Here is a 19050-nt window from a genome sequence, read left to right as displayed (position 1 = left end):
GAGAGGGCGGCGACGGACCCAGCAGGACCACGATGTCGGGCCGTTCCAGGTCAGCGCGCGACTTGCGGAAGGCCATCGCGTCGTAGGCCGGGCTGGCCGGCGGGTCCGGAGGGTAAGCAGCCGCGCGCGGTGCGGACCTGGGAGGCCGGGTGGCCAGGTTTCGGTGGGCGCCGGACGGAGCGTCGGGACGGAACCGCACCACCAGACAACGGAGTTCGCGCAGCCAGACACCGACGTGCGGACGGTCCAGTCATGCCGCCACGCCGACGGCACGCAGCAGCTGTCCGGCATGACGGGGCCCGTGGAACCGGAACCGTCAGGGAGGTGAACGGTCTCCAGCCCCGACGCCGGCGAGGGAGAGCCGGGCCGTCGTTGGCGGCCCGGCGACAACCACACCTACCGTGCAGCGAGTCCTGACCCCCACCACGGGACCCGGTCACCGACATCGTTGGCGGCGAAGAAGTCCCTGACAGCGGTCTTCTCACTCGCGTCTGGCTGATCGTTGACGCAGTCCGCTCCTCCCCAGGCGCCCGACATCACCTTGGAGCAGGGGCTGCCCGGGCCCAGGTCGGGAATCGACAGAATGTGACCCAGTTCGTGGACGACGATGCGGGAAGGCTTGTACAACTGGGCGTCCCCGACCTCCAGGTACACCCAGCCGCGTCCCGCGCCTTTGATGTTGACGTGGGATTGGACACCCCTGGCCGTCTTGTACTCCATGACCCGCAGCGCCGCCGGAGTGTCCTGCTCGACGAGCTTGATCGTCGGGACGGCTTTGTTCCAGATCGCGATCGCCTCGCGGGCCGCGTCGGTATAGGAGCCGGCCAGCAGCAGGTCGATCGAGATGACCTCCGGGGCGGGTTCGGCCGCGCCGGCCGGTGTGCTGACACCCAACAGGGCGCCACATGTGAGGACCGCGGTCGATAACAGGTTCAGTCTTCGGGCCACGGAATTCGCCTCCATTGCATTGACGGATGTGAACGCACGCCAGTGCCGGACCTGCCTGACGCGCTCTCAGTTGGGGTAGTCGTTCTCGCGCAGGTGCTGCACCAGCGCCGCGTAATTCTCGGGCCCGCCCGTCCAGCGCGTGATCCGCAGGTACGGGCACCGGTCGGCGCCGCCCGCCTCGACGAGCAGCACGAGGACCTGATGACTCGAGAGCCGTCCGGCCGGCACGCCGCTCTCGGCCACGGCGCCCGCGGCGGCGTAGTCGTACATCACGGTCCTTTGTGGGCGCGCGATGCCTCGACGGTGCCGCGCGGTCCCCTCCTCGGCTTCCCGTGCGGAGCCGGCCCGGTGGTTTCGGCGGGGTCAGGAGCCCGCTGTGTCGTCGCGGTACACCCGGCCACCCTTCATGACGAAGCACACCTTCCCGGTGACGGACAGGTCGGTGAGCGGGTCGCCGGGCACGGCGATGACGTCGGCGAGGAGTCCGGGGGCGATTCGGCCCCGGTCGTCGGCGTCGATCAGTTCGGCGGCGACGGTGGTCGCGGCGCGCAGGGCGTCGACCGGTCGCATGCCCCGGTCGGCGAGGGCGAGGAGTTCCATGACGCCCTTGCCGTGCGGAATGGCGGGGGCGTCGGTGCCGAGGGCGACCTTGACCCCGCGCCGGATCGCGCGGGCGGTGGACTCGCGGGCACGTGGGAAGACATCGGCGGCCTTCGCCCGGAGCGCCGGGTCCGCGTGCGCGGTGTCCATGCCCTCGGTGAGCGAGGTGGTGGCCACCAGGAAGGTGCCGCGCTCGATCATCAGGTCGAGGGTGGCGTCACTGGCCAGGAAGCCGTGCTCGATGCAGTCGATGCCGGCCTCCAGGGCGGCCCGGATCGCCGTGTCGCCCATGCAGTGCGCGGCGACCTTCAGCCCCGCGCGGTGTGCCTCGTCGACGATGGCGCACAGTTCCTCGTCGGAGTATTGCTGCGCACCGGCGGGGCCGGTGTGCGACATGACGCCGTTGGAGGCGCACACCTTGATGACCCGTGCCCCGTACTTGATCTGGTGGCGCACCGCCTTGCGCACCTCCGCCACCCCGTTGGCGATGCCCTCCTCCACGGTGAGCGGGAGCACGCCCGGCGCGAATGCCTGGAACATGGTCGGATCCAGGTGCCCGCCGGTCGGGGCGATCGCGTGCCCGGCGGGCACCACCCTCGGGCCCTCGACCCAGCCCAGGTCGATCGCCTTCTTCAGCGCGACGTCCAGCAGCACTCCCCCGGTCTGCACGAACAGGCCGAGGTTGCGCACGGTGGTGTAGCCGCGGCTCAGGGTGCGGCGGGCGTTGGCGGCGGCCCGCAGGGTCCGTACGGCCGGGTCCTCCTGGACGGGGATCAGCGGACTGCGGTGGTCGGGGCCGCCGAGGAAGAGGTTGACCTCCATGTCCATCAGGCCCGGCAGCAGGGTGACGTCGCCGAGGTCCCGGACGACGGTGCTCTGGGGCAGCCGGGAGGGCTGGATCTCGGCGATGCGCTCGCCCACCACCAGCACCTGCCCCGGCTCGACGATCTCGCCCTTGTCGACGTCCAGCAGGCGCGCCGCCCTCAGCAGCACGGGCGGCGACTGGGCTGTGTCCCGGGTCCGTTCCGGAGCGGTCATCACACGGCGGGTTCGACGACGGCGTCGATGCTGGACGGACCGCTGTCCGGGACGCGCGGCTGGCCCCAGGCCTCCACCGGGAAGGCGACGGTCACCAGGGCGCAGAACGCCCACAGCAGGCGCTTGTCCTCGTCGCTGATGCCGTCGAGGCTGAGGTTCTCCAGGTACTCGGTGTGCTGCTGGAGCAGCGGATACGCCACGTCGTAGAAGGCCTGGAGCTCCTCCATGGTGCTGCTGACGCGTTTGGCGTAGCGGGCCCGCTCACCGCGGACCGCCCAGTCCGCGAAGGGCTCCAGCGCGGCGAAGTCGGGGGGAAAGACGTTGCCCATGTCCAAGGTCTCCGTGTCTGTTCGGCGTGCGTCTTCGGGCGGTGGGCGTCTCAGGAGACGGGCGCCTCGGCGTTGCGCAGCTGGTGCTCGCGCACGTAGTTCTGCGTGGTGGTGTGCAGATGGCGGAGCAGGACCTCCTGGTCGCAGAGCGGGAACTGGTCCACCGTCCGCGACTCCAGCATCGTCTGGGTCGCTTCCAGGGTGTTGCCGTCCTGGAGGCCGTACTCCTTGAAGGTCACGGCGGCGAGTTCCTGCTGGAGCCGCTGGAAGCCGTTCTCCGGCGGAACGAAGTAGCAGGTCCCCTCGAAAATGTGGGTGTTGTACGACGTCGGCCAGTAGTGGTACGTCAGCACCCAGTTGGGCCGCCAGATCAGCAGCATGAAGTTCGGGAAGAACACGAACGAGTCCATGCCCCAGACCTCGTTGCGCGTCGGGTTGATCGCCGGCGGCAGCTCCTCGGTCGTCATGCCGATGTCGGGGGCGTCCCACGGCCCGAACAGGCCGCTGCGCAGCACTCGTTCGATGGGCTTGACCATGGCCTTCTCCTTGGGGGGCGCGATACCGCCCCACGAGGAGACCATGCTGTGCGGGCCGTCTATGTCGTACGACAGCGCCTCGTAGCCGTACTTCTTGATCTTGGCGGCCTCGCCGGACTCGTACTGGCCGGCATGGAGGATCGGCGCGTGGTAGAACTCGGCGAACGCGTCGATGAACAGCTTCCAGTTGCTGCCGATCTCGGCGCGGTACTTGTGCACCTGGGTCAGTTTGTGGAACGGGTAGCCGTCGATGCCCTGGGCGAACTTGCCGAGGTAGGTCTTGAGGGGCGTGGTGTTCTCCGGGTCGAGGTTGACGAAGATGAACCCCTCCCACACCTCCGTCTGTACCTGCATCAGCCCGTACTTCGACGTGTCGATGCCGAAGAACTCCGACTCCTGCTGGACGAAGATGAGCTTGCCCTCCAGGTCGTAGCGCCAGGCGTGGTACTTGCAGGTGAAGGCCCGGCAGGTGCCCTTGGTCTCCTCGCGCGGGTAGTCGTCCCACACGAGCTTGTTGCCGCGGTGGCGGCACACGTTGTGGAAGGCGCGCACCTCGCCGTCCGTGCCGCGGACCACGACGACGGACGCCCGCGCGGCGTCCAGCTCTTTGGTGAAGTAGCTTCCCTTGCGCGGGAGTTGCTCGACGCGCCCGACGTTCAGCCAGGTCCGGCGGAAGATGGCGTCCCGTTCCAGCTCGTAGAACTCCGGCGAGATCGAGTCCGCGTAGGAGACGGGACCGGTGTCGATCTTGAAGTGCTCGGTCCAACTGCCCTCGGAGGGCTTGGGGAAGTGCGCCATGGGTCGGAACCTCCACTCAGGGTGACCCGGCCACGATAACAACAGTCTCGGTAATGGAGAATAGCGTTTCCGAATCTGCCTAACGACTGCTGTCGCGTATGTTGATGTCATTCTGGCGGGTCGCTACGGTGGTGGCGTCCCGGACGGCCTCGATGGCGACGGTCCTGGACGGCCGCGTCCACGCCCAGCCGCCCTCGTGTTCCGGACGAGGCCCCGAGGACGGATCAGCTCATCACGGTCAGGCCCTGCCCCGCGCCGGGTCGGAGAAGGAGGGCGCGGATGTACGACGGCGAATGGCGGCGGGCCGCGGGCGCGGCTCGGGCGGAGGTTCTCGGCGACGACGGCACACGTCTGCCTCCGGGCGATCCCGTACCCGCCGAGTTCCATGACTACTTGGTATCCATGGCGTGGGGCGCGTGGGCGCGCGGCGGGCCCTTGAGTCACCGCGACCGCAGCCTGCTGGTGCCGGCCATGTCCGCTGCGCTCGGGCGGATGGACGAGTTCCGTCTTCACCTCGGTGCCGGGCCGCGCGCAAGGGTCACCGACGCCGAGGTCGACGAACTGCTGTTCCAGATCGCCGCCTACTGCGGCCCCCCGCCCGGGAACTCCGCCCGCACCGCCGTCCGCGAGGTCCGCGGCGCCCGGGAGGGGGAGTGAAGGGCCGTCCGGCCGTGGTCGGCTGCGTCGGGCTGGGCGCCATGGGTGGCGTGCTGGCGTCGAACCTGGTCCGGGCCGGGTTCGAGGTGGTGGCGTACGACGCCGCCGGTCCTGCGCGGACCCCACTGGGGGCCCGTTGGGCGCCGAGCCCGGCGGACGTGGCGCGGGCAGCGGCAACCGTGGTGCTCAGCCTGCCGGACGGAGAGGTCTGCCAGGAGGTGGTACGGGACCTCGGTGCCGCTCGGGACCGGCAGGTCACCCACGTCGTGGACACGTCCACAGTGGGGGTGGCGGCCGCCCGCCTGCTGTCCGCGATGGGGCTGGCGTACGTGGACGCGCCCGTGTCGGGCGGGGTGGCAGGGGCGCGTCGGCGCACCCTGATGGTCATGTACGCCGGGACGGACGAGGACTGCGCCCGGGTGGAGCCGGTCCTGGCCGGTCTCAGCGACCGGCGGCGCAGAGTCGGTGAACGGCCCGGGCAGGCGCAGGCGCTGAAGCTGGCCAACAACTTCCTCTCTGCGACCGCGCTCGTGGCGACCAGCGAGGCCGTAGCCTTCGGGCGGGCCGCCGGGCTGGACCCGGCCGTCATGCTGGAGGTGCTCAACGCCTCCAGCGGACGCAGCGGAGCCAGTGCGGACAAGTTCCCCAGCGAGGTGCTCACCGGCCGCTACGCCTCGGGGTTCAGCAACGCGCTGATGGTCAAGGACGTGCGGCTGTACCTGGAAGAGGTACGGCGGCTGAGCGGCGCCCGGACCATGGGGACGGTGACGGGCTCGGTGTGGGAGGCGTTCGCCGCCGCGGAACCCGACGCCGACTTCACCCGCATCTACCCCTTCGTCGCAGGGGACTGACCCTCCGTGGCAGTCGTGCCGGTGCCGAGGAGCACCGCCATGGCCTCCCGGACGATCTGCGGATAGCGCTCCGCCTCCGGGTCCACGAGCCAGAGCTGGTGGACGCCTTCGATCAGCGCCAGCACGGCGGCCGCGGCGGTCGGCGCGCTCAGCCCGCTGGGCAGACGCTCCCCGTACCGTTCGATCAGGCTCTCGACCAGGTGGTCCTGCACGGAGCGGCACCGCTGCCGGACGAAACCGGCGGCGGGTTCCTGGCCGGTGACGGCCTCGGCCAGCACCACGCTGTACACGGTGGCGAGCGACGGACGGCTCTGTTCGAAGGCGACGGTCTCGGCGAAGTCGGCGGCCCAGTCCTCGCCGACCCGCCGTCCTGCCAGGTTTGCCCGCGCGAGCTCCTCACGGAAACTGAGGATCTCCAGCAGTAACCGCTTCTTGCTGGGGAAGTAGTGCAGGACGCCCTGACGCGTAAGGCCGGCCCGCTCGGCCACCGCGTCGATCGAGGTGCCCCTGAAGCCGTGGGCGGCCATGACCTCAAGCGCGGCCTCCAGAATCTGCTCACGCCGGTCAGACACCATGTCCTGCCCCTTCCTGCGGTGGAGAGGTGCTCGCACACAGTACGCACGGGCGCGGCCCGGGGGCGAGAGTGCGTTCGTCTTCTTCCCCTCACCGTCCCATCGCGGCGAGAGCGGCCAGGGCGGCCCCCCGGAGTACCGCCCCCTCGCGCACGCCGGCCCTGTCCGCGATCTCGGCGAAGAGGCGCACGTCCTTGGCGAGCAGGCTCCCCGCGTGGGAAGCGATGCGGTCCAGGCCGCCGCCGGCATCGGCGACCCGGTCCAGCGCGAAGCTGGCCGCGCTGGAGCGTGACAGCACGCGGCTCAGCGCCGCTCGGTCGAGACCGAGGGTGGTCCCCAGCCCGAGCACGTCCGCGGCGAGCCCCAGGTGGGCCGTGAACAGCAGGTTGTTGAGGATCTTCGCCAACTGGCCGGAGCCGGTCGGGCCGAGGTGGACGACGGGGTCGCCGTAGGTGGCGAACACCGGGCGGCAGTAGGCGAAGACCTGCAGGTCCCCGCCCGCCATGACGACCAGGGAGCCCTGGTCGGCCGCCCGGCCGCCCCCGCTGACCGGCGCGTCCACGAGAGAGACGCCGCACGTGCGGGCCGACGTCTCCAGGCGGCGGCAGGTGTCGGGGTGCACCGTCGAATGGACGGCGATCACTCCGCCCCGGCGCAGCCCGGCGAGAACCCCGTCCGGTCCGGTGACCACCTGCTCGACATCGGCGTCATCGACGACGCACAGGCACACCAGGTCGCTGGTCATGGCCAGTTCGGCGGGCGAGGAGACCATCTTGGCACCACTGTCCGCGAACGGAATCAGCGTGGCGGGTCTGCGGGCCCACAGGGTCGTCTCGTGTCCGGCGGCGATGATGCGGCGTGCCATGGGCGCGCCCTGCCTGCCCAGTCCGATGAATCCCACGCGCAGCGAAGGTCTGCTCATGCAGTCCTCCGGGGGCGCCAGAACGCAGCGAGCAGTCCGGCGGTCGCCACCACGCCCAGTCCCAGTACGACGCCGGCGCCCGCCCACCCCGTGACCGCGGTGCCGGCCGCCGTGTCCACCGCGTACTCCCCCGGACCCCAGGCGCCGAGCGCGAGGGAGAGCACGGCCAGGACGAGGACGTACTCCCAGCCTTCCTTGAACACGAAGAACCCGTGCGGCCGGTGGGCGAGCAGCCCTGCGACCAGCATGACCGACAGCACCGCCGCGCAGGCCAGCGGCGTGAGCAGTCCGAGCACCAGGAGGGCGCCCGCGCCGATCTCGGTGACCACACTGAGCCACGCCTGCAGGCGCGGCCGGGTCAGCCCCAGGCCGGCGAACCAGCGCGCGGTGCCGGTGATGCCGCCCCCGCCCCGCCAGTGGTTCCAGCCGTGCGCCACCATGACCGCGCCCAGCACGAGCCGGACCACCAGCAGCGCGGCGTCGAAGGCCTCACCCATCGCGCCGTCCCCGTTCCGCGGGTAGCGCGGGCACGCCGAGCGCGCACTCCTCGACGAAGGCCAGGACGTGCAGGTGGTATGCGAGGGCGGTCCGCCCGACGCTGGTGTTGTGGCCCGCCCCCGCCTGTTCGTGGAGCACCACGCGAGGTGAGCCGGTGAACAGCGAGGCGAGGTCCGACAGGCCCTCCGGCCCGTTGATCCACACCTGTTCGTGCTCAGCGAGGGTGACGTGGACCGGCACTTCGACGCGCGCCGCCAGCCGCATCAGGTCCTCCTGCCAGCCCTCCCGGTGTCCCTCGTAGGCGGGCGAGGCCGCGCCGATGCGCTGTCCGCCGTGTACATCGGGCGGGTAGGCCTGCGGCGGGTACCACAGCGCCTGGCGCAGGCTGGGCCGGGTGCGGGTCGGGTCGCTCCGCCACTCCTCCATCGCCCGCACGGCCCGGGGGTGGTGCACCCGGCCCATTCCGGCCAGTTCCACGCCGAGCAGTTCCCCGGCCCGCGGGGCGCTTGCCATGCGCAGCGCGAGTTCGGAGCCCGCCGAGTGCGCCCACAGGAACACGCCCACACCGCGTGCACGGTCCTTCAGCAGCGCCTCGACGGCCCCGTACGCGAAGTCGGTGCGCTGATCGGGCATGCGCATATGGTCCTCGTGCCCGGCGGAACTGCCGTAACCGGGGCGGTCCGGGGCGAGGACGGTGAAGCCGGCCGCGGCGGCGGTGCGCAGCAGGGAGAGCCTCGGGTGCCCGGGGTGGTCGAAGTAGGCCGAGGTGGTGGCGCCACCGTGCAGGGCCACGATCACGGCCTGCGGTCGCGGCACCTCGGCCACCAGTGCGGAGGCGGGGACGCCGCGCACATCGACGACCTGCCGGCGTACGGCAGTGGTGAGTTCGGGTTCGAGTGAGGTCATGCCACGGTCCTGGAAGTCATGCGTCCGTCCTGAGCAGGAGTACGCCGCTGGGGGTGAGCCCGCCGCTGGAGACCACCGCGGTGCGCGCGCCCGCGACCTGCCGCTGCCCCGCCTGGCCGCGCAACTGGAGCACGGCCTCGTGGAGCAGGCCCATGCCGTGGGTGCGGCCGTGGGAGAGCTGACCACCGTGCGGGTTCAAGGGAAGCGGGCCGTCCGGGGCGATGTTCTTGCCTCCGTCCAGGAAGTCGCGGGCCTCGCCGATGCCGCAGAAGCCGAGCGCCTCGATCCAGGACAGGCAGTTGAAGGTGAAGCCGTCGTAGAGCAGTGCCAGGTCCACGTCGGCGGGACGCAGGTCCGTGCGCGTCCACAGGTGGGCTGCCTGGCCGAGCACCTGGGGTTCGTGCGTGAGGGTGGACTGATCCCATTCGGGGCGTTCGACGATCTGCGTGCCGACGGCCTCGACGCGCACCGGTGGCCCGGGGAGGTCGGGGGCGGTCTCGGCGGCGGAGACGACGACGGCGACGGAGGCGTCGCAGGGGACGTCGCAGTCGTAGAGGCCGAAGGGGGTGGTGACGGTGCGCGCGGTGAGGTAGTCGTCCATGGTGAGCGGGTCGCGGTAGATCGCGTCCGGGTGGCGGGCCGCGTTGGCGCGCTGGTTGAGGGCGATCCAGCCGAGGGTCTCCCGAGTGGTGCCGTAGCGGTGCATGTGCCGCTGGGCGTTCATCGCGAGCATGACGGCGGGCGAGACGGCGCCGAAGGGCTTGAACCAGCCTTCCGCGTCCGCCCGTCGGGGCACGGAGATCCTGCCCTGCCGGACGAGCTCTCCGTACGTCGCCTCCCACACCGTGCGGAAGCACAGCACGTGCCGAGCCAGGCCGCCCGCGACCGCGAGCATCGCGGCGATCACCGAACCGCCCGGGCCGGGGGTCTCCCCCGCGCCGTTGTGCCACACCGGGCGGATCCCGAGCGCGGACTCCAGCGCGGTCACACCGCCCTCGGCGAAGCCGCCGTAGGCGCCGCCGCCGGGGTAGGTGCACAGACCGTCGATGTCGTCGAGGGTGAGACCCGCGTCGGCGACGGCCTTCTCGCAGGCCTCGACGGTGAGGTCGAGGGGCGGGACCATCAGACGGCGGCCGATGCGCGAAGTGCCGGTGCCGCTGATGACCGCACGGTCCTCGAACCGGACTCCGCTCAGCGCCGGGCGCAGATGCCTGGCGACCGGGGGGTCCTCGGGCAGGGGTGCGGGCGGGGGCTGCTCGGCGCACGGCCGGAACAGGGGGAGCCATGCCTCGCCGGCCTGCTCGAACACCACCTCCATGCGCATGCCGATCCGCAGGTCCTCCGGCGCGCAGCCGACGACGTTGGTGGTCAGCCTGACGCGCGGGTCCTCCTCGATCGCCACCTGGGCGACGACGAACGGGCAGGGCAGGCCGGGGAACGGGAAACGGTGGTTGACGGTGAAGCCGATCAGGGTGGCGAAGCCCGAGACCTCCCCGACCCCGGTCTCGTGTCCCCGGCAGTGGCGGCAGACGGGCTCCGGCGGGTGGATCAGTGCCCGGCACGCGGTGCAGGTCTGGAAGCGGAGCCGTCCGTCCCGGCCGGATGTCCAGAAGAACTCGGTCTCCTGGCGGATCTCCGGCTGTGGACGGACGGTGCCCCCGGTCTCGCTCAACGGAGCTTCGCCTCCGCCTTGCGGACCGTGACCGGCTCCGCCAGTCCTTGCTCGTCACAGGCCTGTTGAAGGTTCTCCAGGGTTTCCGCCAGTCCGGGTCCGAGGCGGTTGCCCGGCGAGAAGGTCGCCGGGAGGTGGCGCATGCCCTGGATGACGCCGATGGTCTCGTAGTGGACGGTCCCCTCGGGGTCGCACACGAAGTCGGGCATCCGGTCGAGGACCTGGAGGAGCATCCTTTTGAAGACGGTCCGCGCGACGTTGGAGCCGATGCAGCGGTGGATGCCCAGGCCGAAGGCTGTGTGGCGGTTGCCGCCTCGGGCCAGGTCGACCTGGTCGGGGTCGGTGAAGACGCGCGGGTCGCGGTTGGCCATCGCCCAGGACAGCCACAGCCGGTCGCCCTCCTTGAGCTCGGCGCCCGCGATCTCGCAGTCCTCGGCGACGGTACGGCCGTCGCCGGGAGCGGGGGTGAAGTAGCGCAGGAACTCCTCGGTGGCGGTGTCCAGCAGGGTGTCGCGCTCCCGGCTCAGCCGGGTCCGCTCGCCGGGGTGCTGGGACAGCCACTCCAGGGCGTGCGCGGTGAGCGCGGTGGTGGTGTCGAAGCCGCCGCCGATAAGCAGGGCGAGGGCGCCGATCAGGTCCTCCTCGGGCGGGGCCTTGCCGTCGATCTGCAGACGGGCGAGTGCGTCGGCGAGGCCCGGCCGTGGGTGGGCGCGGACCTCCTGGAGCGTGGCGGCGATGTCCCGGATCATCGCCATGTGCCCCTCCACCACCCGTGCCATCTCGGGCGAGCGGGGCGGGGTGTAGACGCCGGCGTGGGCGGGTTCGTTGTACAGCTCCCACTTCTTCAGCGGGATGCCCATCATGGCGAGCGTGAAGACGGCCGGGACGATGTTGGCGAGGTCGTCGACGAAGTCGATCCGGCCCGTCTCGATCTTCTCGTCGATGCAGGCGCGGGCCACGTCATCGATGAACGGGACCCACCGCTGGACTGCCGCCGGGGACAGGTACGGGTTGAGGGCGGTGCGGTAGGCGCGCTGTTCGGGCGGGTCCATCTCCAGGAAGCCGCCGCGCAGGCCCCTGCCGCGGGGCGGAGCCGGGATACTGATGCCGCGGTAGCCGCGGCGCTCGCCGTGCACGTCGTGGTCGTTGGACAGCTTCTCACCGGCCCGGGCGAAGGCGAGCAGCTCACGGTTGCCGGCGGCAACCCAGTGTCCGTCGTAGGTGTCGGTCCAGGCGAGCGGGCAGCCTGAGTGAAACGCCCGGGTCTGCTCCTCGAATCGGTCGCGGTACTCCGGCGCGTGCCGGTCGAAGTGGACGCGGGGCTGTTTACGGGCCTCATCGCCGGTCGTGTCCGGTGCGGTCATGGGCTGTGCTTCCTCTCGGTCCGCCGCGTACGGCTCAGAACACGCCGATCGCGCGTTCGGGGCAGGATCGGACGGCCTCGACCACCGCGTCCTCCTGGTCACCGGGGACGTCCTCGGCGACCGGCGAGGAGTGTCCGTCGATCTCGCTGAGTTCGAAGACCTTGGGGGCGCGCATGGCGCACAGGGTGTGCCCCTGGCAGCGCTCGGGGTCGACGCGTACCTTCACGTCGCTCACCTCCGGTTCATATCAGGTCAGGTCGGCCAGGGACTTGCCGACGTCGGCGAGGGTGGCCGGCTTGCCGTAGTCGCCCTTGTACTTGTAGGTGGGGGCGTCACAGCGGTAGGCGCCGTGGTCGGGTCGGAAGTCGGCCGCCTGCCAGCCCTTGGCGGTCGCCTCGACGATGACGTAGCACTTGGGCGGCTCCTTCGAGGTGAGGTCGAAGGGGGCCTGCAGGCCACCGGCGGTGAAGGCGGTGTTCTTCATGGCGTTCTCGTACACGCACGTGCGGGTGAGCTCGGCGCAGTCACGGGCGGCGGTGGCGAACAGCAGCCAGGCGGAGAAGGCGCGCAGGGCCGGGTAGGTGACCTGCCTGCCGGGGGCGTACTTCTCGAACAGGTCGATCACCTGCTGGACGGCCGGGTTGTCCCCGGCGCTCTCCAGCGGGGCGGTGCCGAGGAGTTCGGCGTAGTTGTGCTGTGTGCCCAGGGCGGCGCCGGCCAGTTGCGGGAAGGCGGGGCCGTAGGCGTTGCTGTTGGCGTCGATCCAGTCGGGGGTGTATCCGATGCCGGTGAGGGCCTGCTCCAGTTTGGCCAGGCTCGCGAAGTCGCCCAGGAAGACGAGCCCCTTGACGCCGTCCTTCTTGAGCGACTGGGCGTAGGGCGTCCAGTCGGAGACTCCGGTCGCCGGGTACAGGTCGCTGTAGGAGACCTTGCCACCGAGACCAGCGACGGCCTCCTTGAACTGAGCTGCCATGACCTTGGTGACCGGAGAGTCGCCCGCGATCACACCGACCTTCCCAGCCGAGTCCGGGTACTTTTCCTTCAGCAGCCAGGAGTAGTAGCCGGCGTACTGGAAGTACCCGGCGGTGGGGCCGGAGGCGAGGACCTGGAGGTCGGAGCCGATGGCGCCGATCTGGCTGGACTGGGCGGGGAAGTTGGGCAGCAGGCACTTCAGCCGGTCCTTGACGCCGAGACTGTCCAGTGCCGAACCGCCGCCCACGAGCGCGAAGTCCGCCTTGCAGGCCTCCAGCACCCGCTGGCGGACCTCCATCAGCTTCGCGTCGCGGGTGACGGGCGCGAGGTCGCGGCCGTTGATGCCACCCGCATCGTTGCACCAGGACGTGAACACCTTCGCGGCGTCCACGAACTCGGACCGTTTGGTGAAGCCGATGTCGGACATGACGCCGACCTGGATCTCGTCGCCGGTGACGCCCTGGACGGAGGAGGACTTGTCGGTGCCGGGGCCGCACACGTCCTTCAGCGTGCCGAAGTCGGAGCTCTTCTCGGCGGCGGGGCTCGACCGCGGTGCGGAGTCGGTGTTGGGGCCGTCACCCGACCGGGTGGAGCAGCCGGCCAGCAGCAGCGCGACCACGGTGGCCGCGCCGATCAGCATCCTGCGCATGGTGCCTCCTCGGGGAGCTCGGACGCCGTCGTCCGAGGGAGGTGAGGGAGTGCGGGGCGGGGGTGGCGTGGGCCGGGCGCCCCGGCCCGACGGTCAGGTGATCGCGCCGCTCGCCTTGAGGGCGAGGATGCGGTCCCAGTCGTAGCCGAGCTCGGCGAGGATCTCCTCGGTCTGGGCGGCGAACTCCGGGGCGGCTTGGAGGCGGGTGTCCTCGACGTCGAACTGGACGGGACTGGTGACCAGTTCGAGCTCGCCGGCCTGCCCGATGTAGCCGTTGGCGCGGACCTGCTGGTCGGCGGCGGCCTGGAGGGTGTCCTGGACGGGTGCCCAGGGTCCGTCGAGCGCGGCGAGGTCCTTGGACCACTCGGTCAGGGTGCGGCTCGCGATCACCTCGCGGAGGATCTTCACCGCCTCCTTCGTGTGCTCGGCGATGGCCTCGGCGGTGGCGAAGCGGGGGTCGTCGGCGAGTTCCGGCCGGCCGATGCAGCGGCACACGTCGGGCCAGAACTTGGCCGGCTGGAGCATGACGAAGGCGATGAACCGGTGGTCGGCGGTGCGGTAGAGCCCGGAGAGCGGGTTGGTGGGTGAGCCGTGGGCACTGGGCGTCACCCCCTCCCAGGGGCGGTCCAGGTGGACGGAGACGGCGATGGTGTGGCCGAGCGCCCACAGGCCGCTGCCGAGGAGGGAGACGTCCACGACGGGGGCCTCGCCGGTACGCTCCCGGCGCAGCAGGGCGGCGGCGACGCCACCGGCGAGGTTGGTGCCGGAAACGGTGTCGCCGTAGGCGGGTCCGGGCGGGCTGATCATGCCGTCGCTGCCGGGCGGGGTGATGCTGGCGGCGGTGCCCGCGCGCGCCCAGAAGGCAGTCATGTCGTAGCCGCCCTTGTCCGCCTCGGGGCCGCGCGGGCCGAGGGCGGTGCCGCGGGCGTAGACGATGCGCGGGTTGACGGCGCGGATGTCGTCGACGTCGATGCCGAGGCGGGCGCGGGCGCCGGGCATGAGGCTGGTGAGGAAGACGTCGGAGCCCTTGACCAGTTCGTAGAGCACCTCGCGGCCCTCGGGTCGGGACATGTCCAGGCCCAGGGAGCGCTTGCCGCGGTTGGCGTGGGCGACGTTGGGGTTGGGGTCGCCCTCCACCCGGAACGAGCCGGTCTGGCGCAGCCCGCGCTGCGGGTCGCCGGTGACGGCGTGCTCGATCTTGACGACGTCGGCGCCCCAGTCGGCGAGCACGGCCCCGGCCGAGGGCACGAAGCCGTACATGGCGACTTCGAGGACGCGGATGCCTTCGAGCGGCTTCATGCCACCTCCTCGGGGGGTACGACGCGGCCGAAGGCCTTCTCCTCCAGAAACTCCTCGAACCCGGCGCGTCCGCTCTCCCGGCCGATGCCGGACTGTTTGAATCCGCCGAACGGCACGTCGGCGGAGAAGTAGTTGCCGCCGTTGATCGAGAAGGTGCCGGTGCGGATGCGGCGGGCGAGGCGGATGGCGCGCTCGTCGTCGGCGCTGTGCACGGCGCCGGACAGGCCGTACTTCGAGTGGTTGGCGATGCGGACGGCGTCGTCCTCGTCGTCGTAGGGGATGACCGCGAGGACGGGGCCGAAGACCTCCTCCTGGGCGATCTCGCTGTCGGGGTCGACACCGGCGAGGAGGGTGGGTTCGTAGAACCAGCCGGGGTCGACGCGCTTGCCGCCGCGGACGAGGGTCGCCCCTTCTTCGACGGCGCGTCGGACCATGGCGTCGACCTTGTCGCGCTGCTGCTCGCTGATGAGGGGACCCATCGCGGTCTCCGGGGCGGCCGGGTTGCCGACGCGGACGCGGCCCATGCCCGCGGCGACGAGCTGCACGATCCGGTCGTGGTCGGCCCGCGGGACGAGGAGGCGGGAGGTGAGGGCGCAGCCCTGGCCGGAGTGGGAGCAGATGGTGAAGGCGGCGAACATGGCGGCCTTGGTGTAATCCGCGTCGTCCAGGACGATCATGGCGGACTTGCCGCCGAGTTCGAGGAAGACCCGTTTCACGGTGTCGGCCGCGGCGGCCATGATGGCCCGCCCGGTGGTGGTGGCGCCGGTGAACGTGACCAGGTCCACGTCGGGGTGGGTGGTGAGCAGTTCGCCGACCTCGGTGCGCGAGGAGCTGAGGACGCTCACGACACCGGGTGGGATGTCGGTGTGCTCCGCGATGAGTTCACCGAGAGCGAGAGTGGTCAGCGGCGTCTGCGGGGCTGCCTTGAGGACGACCGTGCAGCCGGCCGCGAGCGCGGGGGCGAGCTTGGCGAGGGCGAGCTGGTTGGGGAAGTTGTACGGCAGGATGGCGGCGACCACCCCGGCCGCCTCCTTCTCCACCCAGCGGTGGTGGCGCTGGCCTCGGCTCTCCTTGACTCCGAGGTCCTCGGTGAACTCGTAGGTCTCCAGGAGGTCCGCGTAGTACGTCACGAGGCCGATCGGATCGTCCAGCTGAGGGCCGTGGGTGAGCTGGCGCGGTGCGCCGACCTCGGCGATGGTCAGCTCGCGCAGCTCCTCGCGGTGGTCGTCGAGGGCCTGGTGCAGCTGGCGCAGGCAGCGCAGCCGCAGTGCGGTGTCCGTGGCCCAGTCGGTGGTGTCGAAGGCGCGCCGGGCGGCGGCGACCGCGGTCTCGGCGTCTGCCTTCGTGGCGTCCGGAGCGTGGCCGAGCAGGTCGCCGTTGGCGGGGTTGTACGAGGGGAAGGTGCTGTCCGCGGCGACCAGCTTGCCGTCGATCAGCTGGGACTTGACGACGAGACCGCTCACAGCCGCACCACCGATCCACCGTCGACGGCGATGACCTGTCCGGTGACCCAGGCGGCCTCGTCGGAGAGCAGGAACTTCAGGGCGCCCGCCTGGTCGGTGGGCGTGCCCATGCGTTTGAGGGCGAAGGACTGCACCATGGCCGTGCGGTACTCCTCGGGGATGATGCTGCGGGCCGCCTCGGTGTCCGTCGGGCCCGGCGCGATCGCGTTGACGCGGATGCCGCGCGGGCCGAGTTCGGCGGCCAGGGAGGCGGTGAGGTGGTTGATGCCGGCCTTGGCGAGCCCGTAGAAGCCGGTGGCCTGCCAGGCCGCGGTGGAGGACTGGTTGACGACGGCCGCGCCCTCCTGAAGGTGCGGCAGGGCGGCGCGGGTGACGTGCAGGGCGCCGAGCAGGTTCACCTTCAGGAAGCGGTCGAGGTAGTCGTAGTCGACGGTGACGATGCCCTCGCGGCGCATGCCGTGGAAGATGGCCGCGTTGTTGACCAGGTGGTCGATGCGCCCGTACTCACGCATGACGGTGCCGGTGAGCTCCTCGGCCGAGGCGGGGTCGGCCACGTCGGTCCGCACGAACAGGGCGTCACCGATCTCCTTGGCGACCCGCTGCCCCTGCTCCTCGTTCAGCTCCGCGACCACCACGCGTGCGCCCTCGGCGGCCAGTGCCCGGGCGTACCCCTCGCCGATGCCCTGGCCGGCCCCGGTGACGATGATCACCTTGTCCTTGAACCGCATCCGAGCCTCCTCGCTCCGTTGCACGGAAACTACATTCTCTATTTACGCGAGGCAAGGATTCGGACACGAGAATCGGATACTCACAGCATCTGGGGTCAGCTTCCAACACCCCTGCACGCATAAGGGTTTCCGTCCCGCCCACATGAGAATACGATTCTCCAATTCGGAAGGGATGTTTTCATGATCGAATCGAAAGCCTTGAGCCCGGCGCTCGGGGCCGAGTTCACCGGGGTCACGGACCCGCTCGACGACTCCTTCGTCCACCGCTGCGCGGAGGCCCTCAAGTGGCGGGGCGTCCTGCTGGTGCGCGGGCTGCACCTCGACGACGAGCGGCAGCTGGCGTTCAGCCGCCGTCTGGGCGAGGTGGTGGCACTGAACGGCCAGGAGATCTTCCCGATCTCCATCAATCCGGAGAAGAGCAGGACCGCCAAGTACCTCAAGGGCGCGTTCTTCTGGCACCTCGACGGCACCACCGACGACGTGCCGGTCATGGCGACCACGCTCACCGCCCGCGAGGTCGCCATGACCGGCGGCGGCACCGACTTCGCCAGTACCTACGCGGCGTACGAGGCCCTGCCGGAGAAGGACCGGGAGCGCTACGCGTCACTGCGGGTGGTGCACAGCTTCGAGGCCGCCCAGCGGCTGGTGAACCCCGACCCCGGCGAGGAGGAGCTGGCCGCCTGGCGCACCCAGCCCACGCACGAGGTGTCCCTGGTGTGGCGGCGCCGTGACGGCCGCCGCTCCCTGGTCACCGGCGCCACCGCCGACCACGTCGTCGGCATGGACCCCGGCGACAGCCGCGCCCTGCTGGAGGAACTGCTCGACTGGACCACACAGGAGCGCTTCCGCCACACCCACGACTGGGCCGTCGGTGACCTGGTGGTCTGGGACAACACCGGCATCCTGCACCGGGCCCTGCCCTATGACGAGAACTCCGAGCGGCTGCTGCACCGCACGACCGTCGTCGGCGACGAGGCGTTCGCATGAGCGCCGCGCAGGCACCGACGGCCGTCGTGACCGGCGGGGCCTCCGGCATCGGCCGGGCGATCGCACAGCGGCTCATCGAGGACGGCCTGAACGTGTCCGTCCTCGACCTCTCCCCTGCCGAGGAGGGCTTCGGCCTGATCGTGGACGTCGCCGACCGCGCCCAGGTCGACAAGGCTATGGACGCGGTACGCGAGCGCTTCGGTCCCGTGGGCGTCCTGGTCAACGCGGCCGGCAAAGACGGCTTCACCCGTTTCGCGGACCTGCCCTTCGCCGACTGGCAGCGCGTGGTCGACATCAACCTCAACGGCGTCTTCCACTGCGTGCAGTCGGCCCTGCCGGACATGGTGCACGCCGGCTGGGGCCGGGTCGTCAACATCTCCTCCTCCAGCACCCACTCCGGCCAGCCGTTCATGGCGCACTACGTGGCGGCCAAGTCCGCCGTGAACGGACTCACCAAGTCCCTGGCCCTCGAACTCGGGCCGAAGGGCATCACGGTGAACGCGATCCCGCCAGGCTTCATCGACACCCCCATGCTGCGCACCGCCGAGCGGGAGCAGCGGCTCGGCGGCACCATCGAGGACCACATCGCGCGCACGCCGGTCCGCCGGGTCGGCCGCCCCGAGGACATCGCCGCGACCTGCTCCTTCCTGGTCAGCGAGGAGGCCGGTTACATCACCGGGCAGATCATCGGTGTGAACGGGGGCCGCAACACATGACGAGACTGCGCCCCGTCCCGTACGAGGAGTGGGACGGCGAGGTGCTGCGTCCGCTGACGGGCGGGCGCACCGTCCCGCCGTCCAACGCCCTCGGCCTGCTGCTGAACCACCCGCAGCTGGCCAAGGCGTTCCTGACCTTCAGCACCCACCTGCTGTACCGCAGCACACTGCCCGCCAGGACGCGCGAGCTGACGATCCTCAGGGTCGCCTGGCGTCACCGGTGCCGCTACGAGTGGGCCCACCACGTGCTGATCGCACGCGAGGCCGGCGTCACCGAGGAGGAGCTGGATGAGGTCCGCCAGGGTACCGGCACGTTGCTGAACCGGGCGGTGGACGAACTCGAGACCACCTCCTCCCTGTCCGACGAGGTGTACGAGGAGCTGGCGAAGCGGATGGACGAACGGCAGCTGATGGACTTCGTGTTCACGGTCGGCACGTACCGGATGCAGGCCCTGGCCTACAACACCTTCGAGGTGGAACCCGATCCGGGGATGGACAACGGGGGCATGAGCGACCGCGGACCGGCCGCCTAGCGGGGGGATGGA

At 70.8% G+C, this 19050-nt stretch carries 21 protein-coding genes; 5 read left to right on the top strand and 16 right to left on the bottom strand.

The genetic code is table 11. The features are described from left to right. Window positions 1–396: 396 nt before the first annotated feature. The 5 genes from C6376_RS36350 to C6376_RS36330 all read right to left on the bottom strand — a co-directional run bounded on the left by C6376_RS36350 (window position 397) and on the right by C6376_RS36330 (window position 4249). Window positions 397–948 (bottom strand): snapalysin family zinc-dependent metalloprotease, encoded by a 552-nt coding sequence (locus C6376_RS36350; protein ID WP_107447299.1) that lies wholly within the window; start codon window positions 946–948, stop codon window positions 397–399. Window positions 949–1014: 66 nt separating this feature from the next. Then, window positions 1015–1218 (bottom strand): hypothetical protein, encoded by a 204-nt coding sequence (locus tag C6376_RS36345; protein ID WP_107447298.1) that lies wholly within the window; start codon window positions 1216–1218, stop codon window positions 1015–1017. Between the two features lie 93 nt (window positions 1219–1311). Beyond that, window positions 1312–2586: an amidohydrolase family protein gene (locus C6376_RS36340; RefSeq protein WP_107447297.1), complete on the bottom strand. Its 1275-nt coding sequence runs from the start codon at window positions 2584–2586 to the stop codon at window positions 1312–1314. After that, entirely contained in the window at window positions 2586–2915 is a 330-nt protein-coding gene (locus C6376_RS36335) for a hypothetical protein (protein ID WP_107447296.1), read from the bottom strand. Before C6376_RS36335 ends, C6376_RS36340 begins: the two co-directional genes overlap by 1 nt. Window positions 2916–2965: 50 nt before the next feature. Next, entirely contained in the window at window positions 2966–4249 is a 1284-nt protein-coding gene (locus C6376_RS36330) for an aromatic ring-hydroxylating dioxygenase subunit alpha (RefSeq protein WP_107447295.1), read from the bottom strand. Window positions 4250–4528: 279 nt separating this feature from the next. On the opposite strand from C6376_RS36330, the gene C6376_RS36325 reads away from it, so the two are divergent. Continuing rightward, a complete protein-coding gene (locus C6376_RS36325; RefSeq protein WP_107447294.1) occupies window positions 4529–4906 on the top strand; it encodes a carboxymuconolactone decarboxylase family protein in 378 nt (125 codons plus the stop codon). Continuing rightward, entirely contained in the window at window positions 4903–5757 is an 855-nt protein-coding gene (locus tag C6376_RS36320) for an NAD(P)-dependent oxidoreductase (protein ID WP_107447293.1), read from the top strand. Before C6376_RS36325 ends, C6376_RS36320 begins: the two co-directional genes overlap by 4 nt. Here C6376_RS36320 and C6376_RS36315 read toward each other — a convergent pair. From C6376_RS36315 to C6376_RS36265, 11 genes are all read right to left on the bottom strand, one after another. Further along, window positions 5733–6332, bottom strand: coding sequence for a TetR/AcrR family transcriptional regulator (locus C6376_RS36315; protein WP_107447292.1), 600 nt, complete (start codon window positions 6330–6332; stop codon window positions 5733–5735). The genes C6376_RS36320 and C6376_RS36315 overlap by 25 nt on opposite strands. A gap of 88 nt (window positions 6333–6420) precedes the next feature. Continuing rightward, complete coding sequence (locus C6376_RS36310) at window positions 6421–7251, bottom strand: NAD(P)-dependent oxidoreductase (RefSeq protein ID WP_254076208.1); 831 nt, start codon at window positions 7249–7251, stop codon at window positions 6421–6423. Continuing rightward, complete coding sequence (locus tag C6376_RS36305; protein ID WP_107447291.1) at window positions 7248–7748, bottom strand: DoxX family protein; 501 nt, start codon at window positions 7746–7748, stop codon at window positions 7248–7250. Before C6376_RS36305 ends, C6376_RS36310 begins: the two co-directional genes overlap by 4 nt. Then, complete coding sequence (locus C6376_RS36300; protein WP_107447290.1) at window positions 7741–8655, bottom strand: alpha/beta hydrolase; 915 nt, start codon at window positions 8653–8655, stop codon at window positions 7741–7743. The genes C6376_RS36305 and C6376_RS36300 overlap by 8 nt, the downstream gene beginning before the upstream one ends. 16 nt (window positions 8656–8671) lie before the next feature. After that, complete coding sequence (locus tag C6376_RS36295; protein ID WP_107447289.1) at window positions 8672–10327, bottom strand: OB-fold domain-containing protein; 1656 nt, start codon at window positions 10325–10327, stop codon at window positions 8672–8674. Beyond that, window positions 10324–11691 (bottom strand): cytochrome P450, encoded by a 1368-nt coding sequence (locus C6376_RS36290; RefSeq protein ID WP_107447288.1) that lies wholly within the window; start codon window positions 11689–11691, stop codon window positions 10324–10326. The genes C6376_RS36295 and C6376_RS36290 overlap by 4 nt, the downstream gene beginning before the upstream one ends. Before the next feature lie 34 nt (window positions 11692–11725). Next, on the bottom strand, window positions 11726–11926 hold the full coding sequence (locus C6376_RS36285; RefSeq protein ID WP_234311998.1) for a ferredoxin: 201 nt from the start codon (window positions 11924–11926) through the stop codon (window positions 11726–11728). A gap of 12 nt (window positions 11927–11938) precedes the next feature. Beyond that, window positions 11939–13312, bottom strand: a complete 1374-nt coding sequence (locus tag C6376_RS36280; protein WP_107447287.1) for an ABC transporter substrate-binding protein — start codon at window positions 13310–13312, stop codon at window positions 11939–11941. Window positions 13313–13405: 93 nt separating this feature from the next. Continuing rightward, window positions 13406–14611: a CaiB/BaiF CoA-transferase family protein gene (locus C6376_RS36275; RefSeq protein ID WP_107447286.1), complete on the bottom strand. Its 1206-nt coding sequence runs from the start codon at window positions 14609–14611 to the stop codon at window positions 13406–13408. Further along, entirely contained in the window at window positions 14608–16074 is a 1467-nt protein-coding gene (locus C6376_RS36270; protein ID WP_216825649.1) for an aldehyde dehydrogenase family protein, read from the bottom strand. Before C6376_RS36270 ends, C6376_RS36275 begins: the two co-directional genes overlap by 4 nt. Further along, window positions 16071–16802, bottom strand: coding sequence for an SDR family oxidoreductase (locus C6376_RS36265; protein ID WP_107447285.1), 732 nt, complete (start codon window positions 16800–16802; stop codon window positions 16071–16073). Before C6376_RS36265 ends, C6376_RS36270 begins: the two co-directional genes overlap by 4 nt. A gap of 180 nt (window positions 16803–16982) precedes the next feature. Here C6376_RS36265 and C6376_RS36260 point away from each other — a divergent pair, with 180 nt between their 5' ends. The 3 genes from C6376_RS36260 to C6376_RS36250 are packed head-to-tail and all read left to right on the top strand — an operon-like array spanning window position 16983 to window position 19038. Beyond that, a complete protein-coding gene (locus tag C6376_RS36260) occupies window positions 16983–17789 on the top strand; it encodes a TauD/TfdA family dioxygenase (protein ID WP_107447284.1) in 807 nt (268 codons plus the stop codon). Next, window positions 17786–18505 (top strand): SDR family NAD(P)-dependent oxidoreductase, encoded by a 720-nt coding sequence (locus C6376_RS36255; protein WP_107447283.1) that lies wholly within the window; start codon window positions 17786–17788, stop codon window positions 18503–18505. The genes C6376_RS36260 and C6376_RS36255 overlap by 4 nt, the downstream gene beginning before the upstream one ends. Beyond that, the gene (locus C6376_RS36250; RefSeq protein ID WP_107447282.1) at window positions 18502–19038 is read left to right on the top strand and encodes a carboxymuconolactone decarboxylase family protein; all 537 of its coding nucleotides are present in this window, start codon (window positions 18502–18504) and stop codon (window positions 19036–19038) included. The genes C6376_RS36255 and C6376_RS36250 overlap by 4 nt, the downstream gene beginning before the upstream one ends. Window positions 19039–19050 lie beyond the last annotated feature (12 nt).

Origin of the sequence: Streptomyces sp. P3 (genome assembly GCF_003032475.1) — a bacterium.
Lineage (GTDB): Bacteria > Actinomycetota > Actinomycetes > Streptomycetales > Streptomycetaceae > Streptomyces.
Note: the sequence above shows the minus strand (reverse complement) of the source record. Positions and strands in the feature narration are given on the sequence as shown.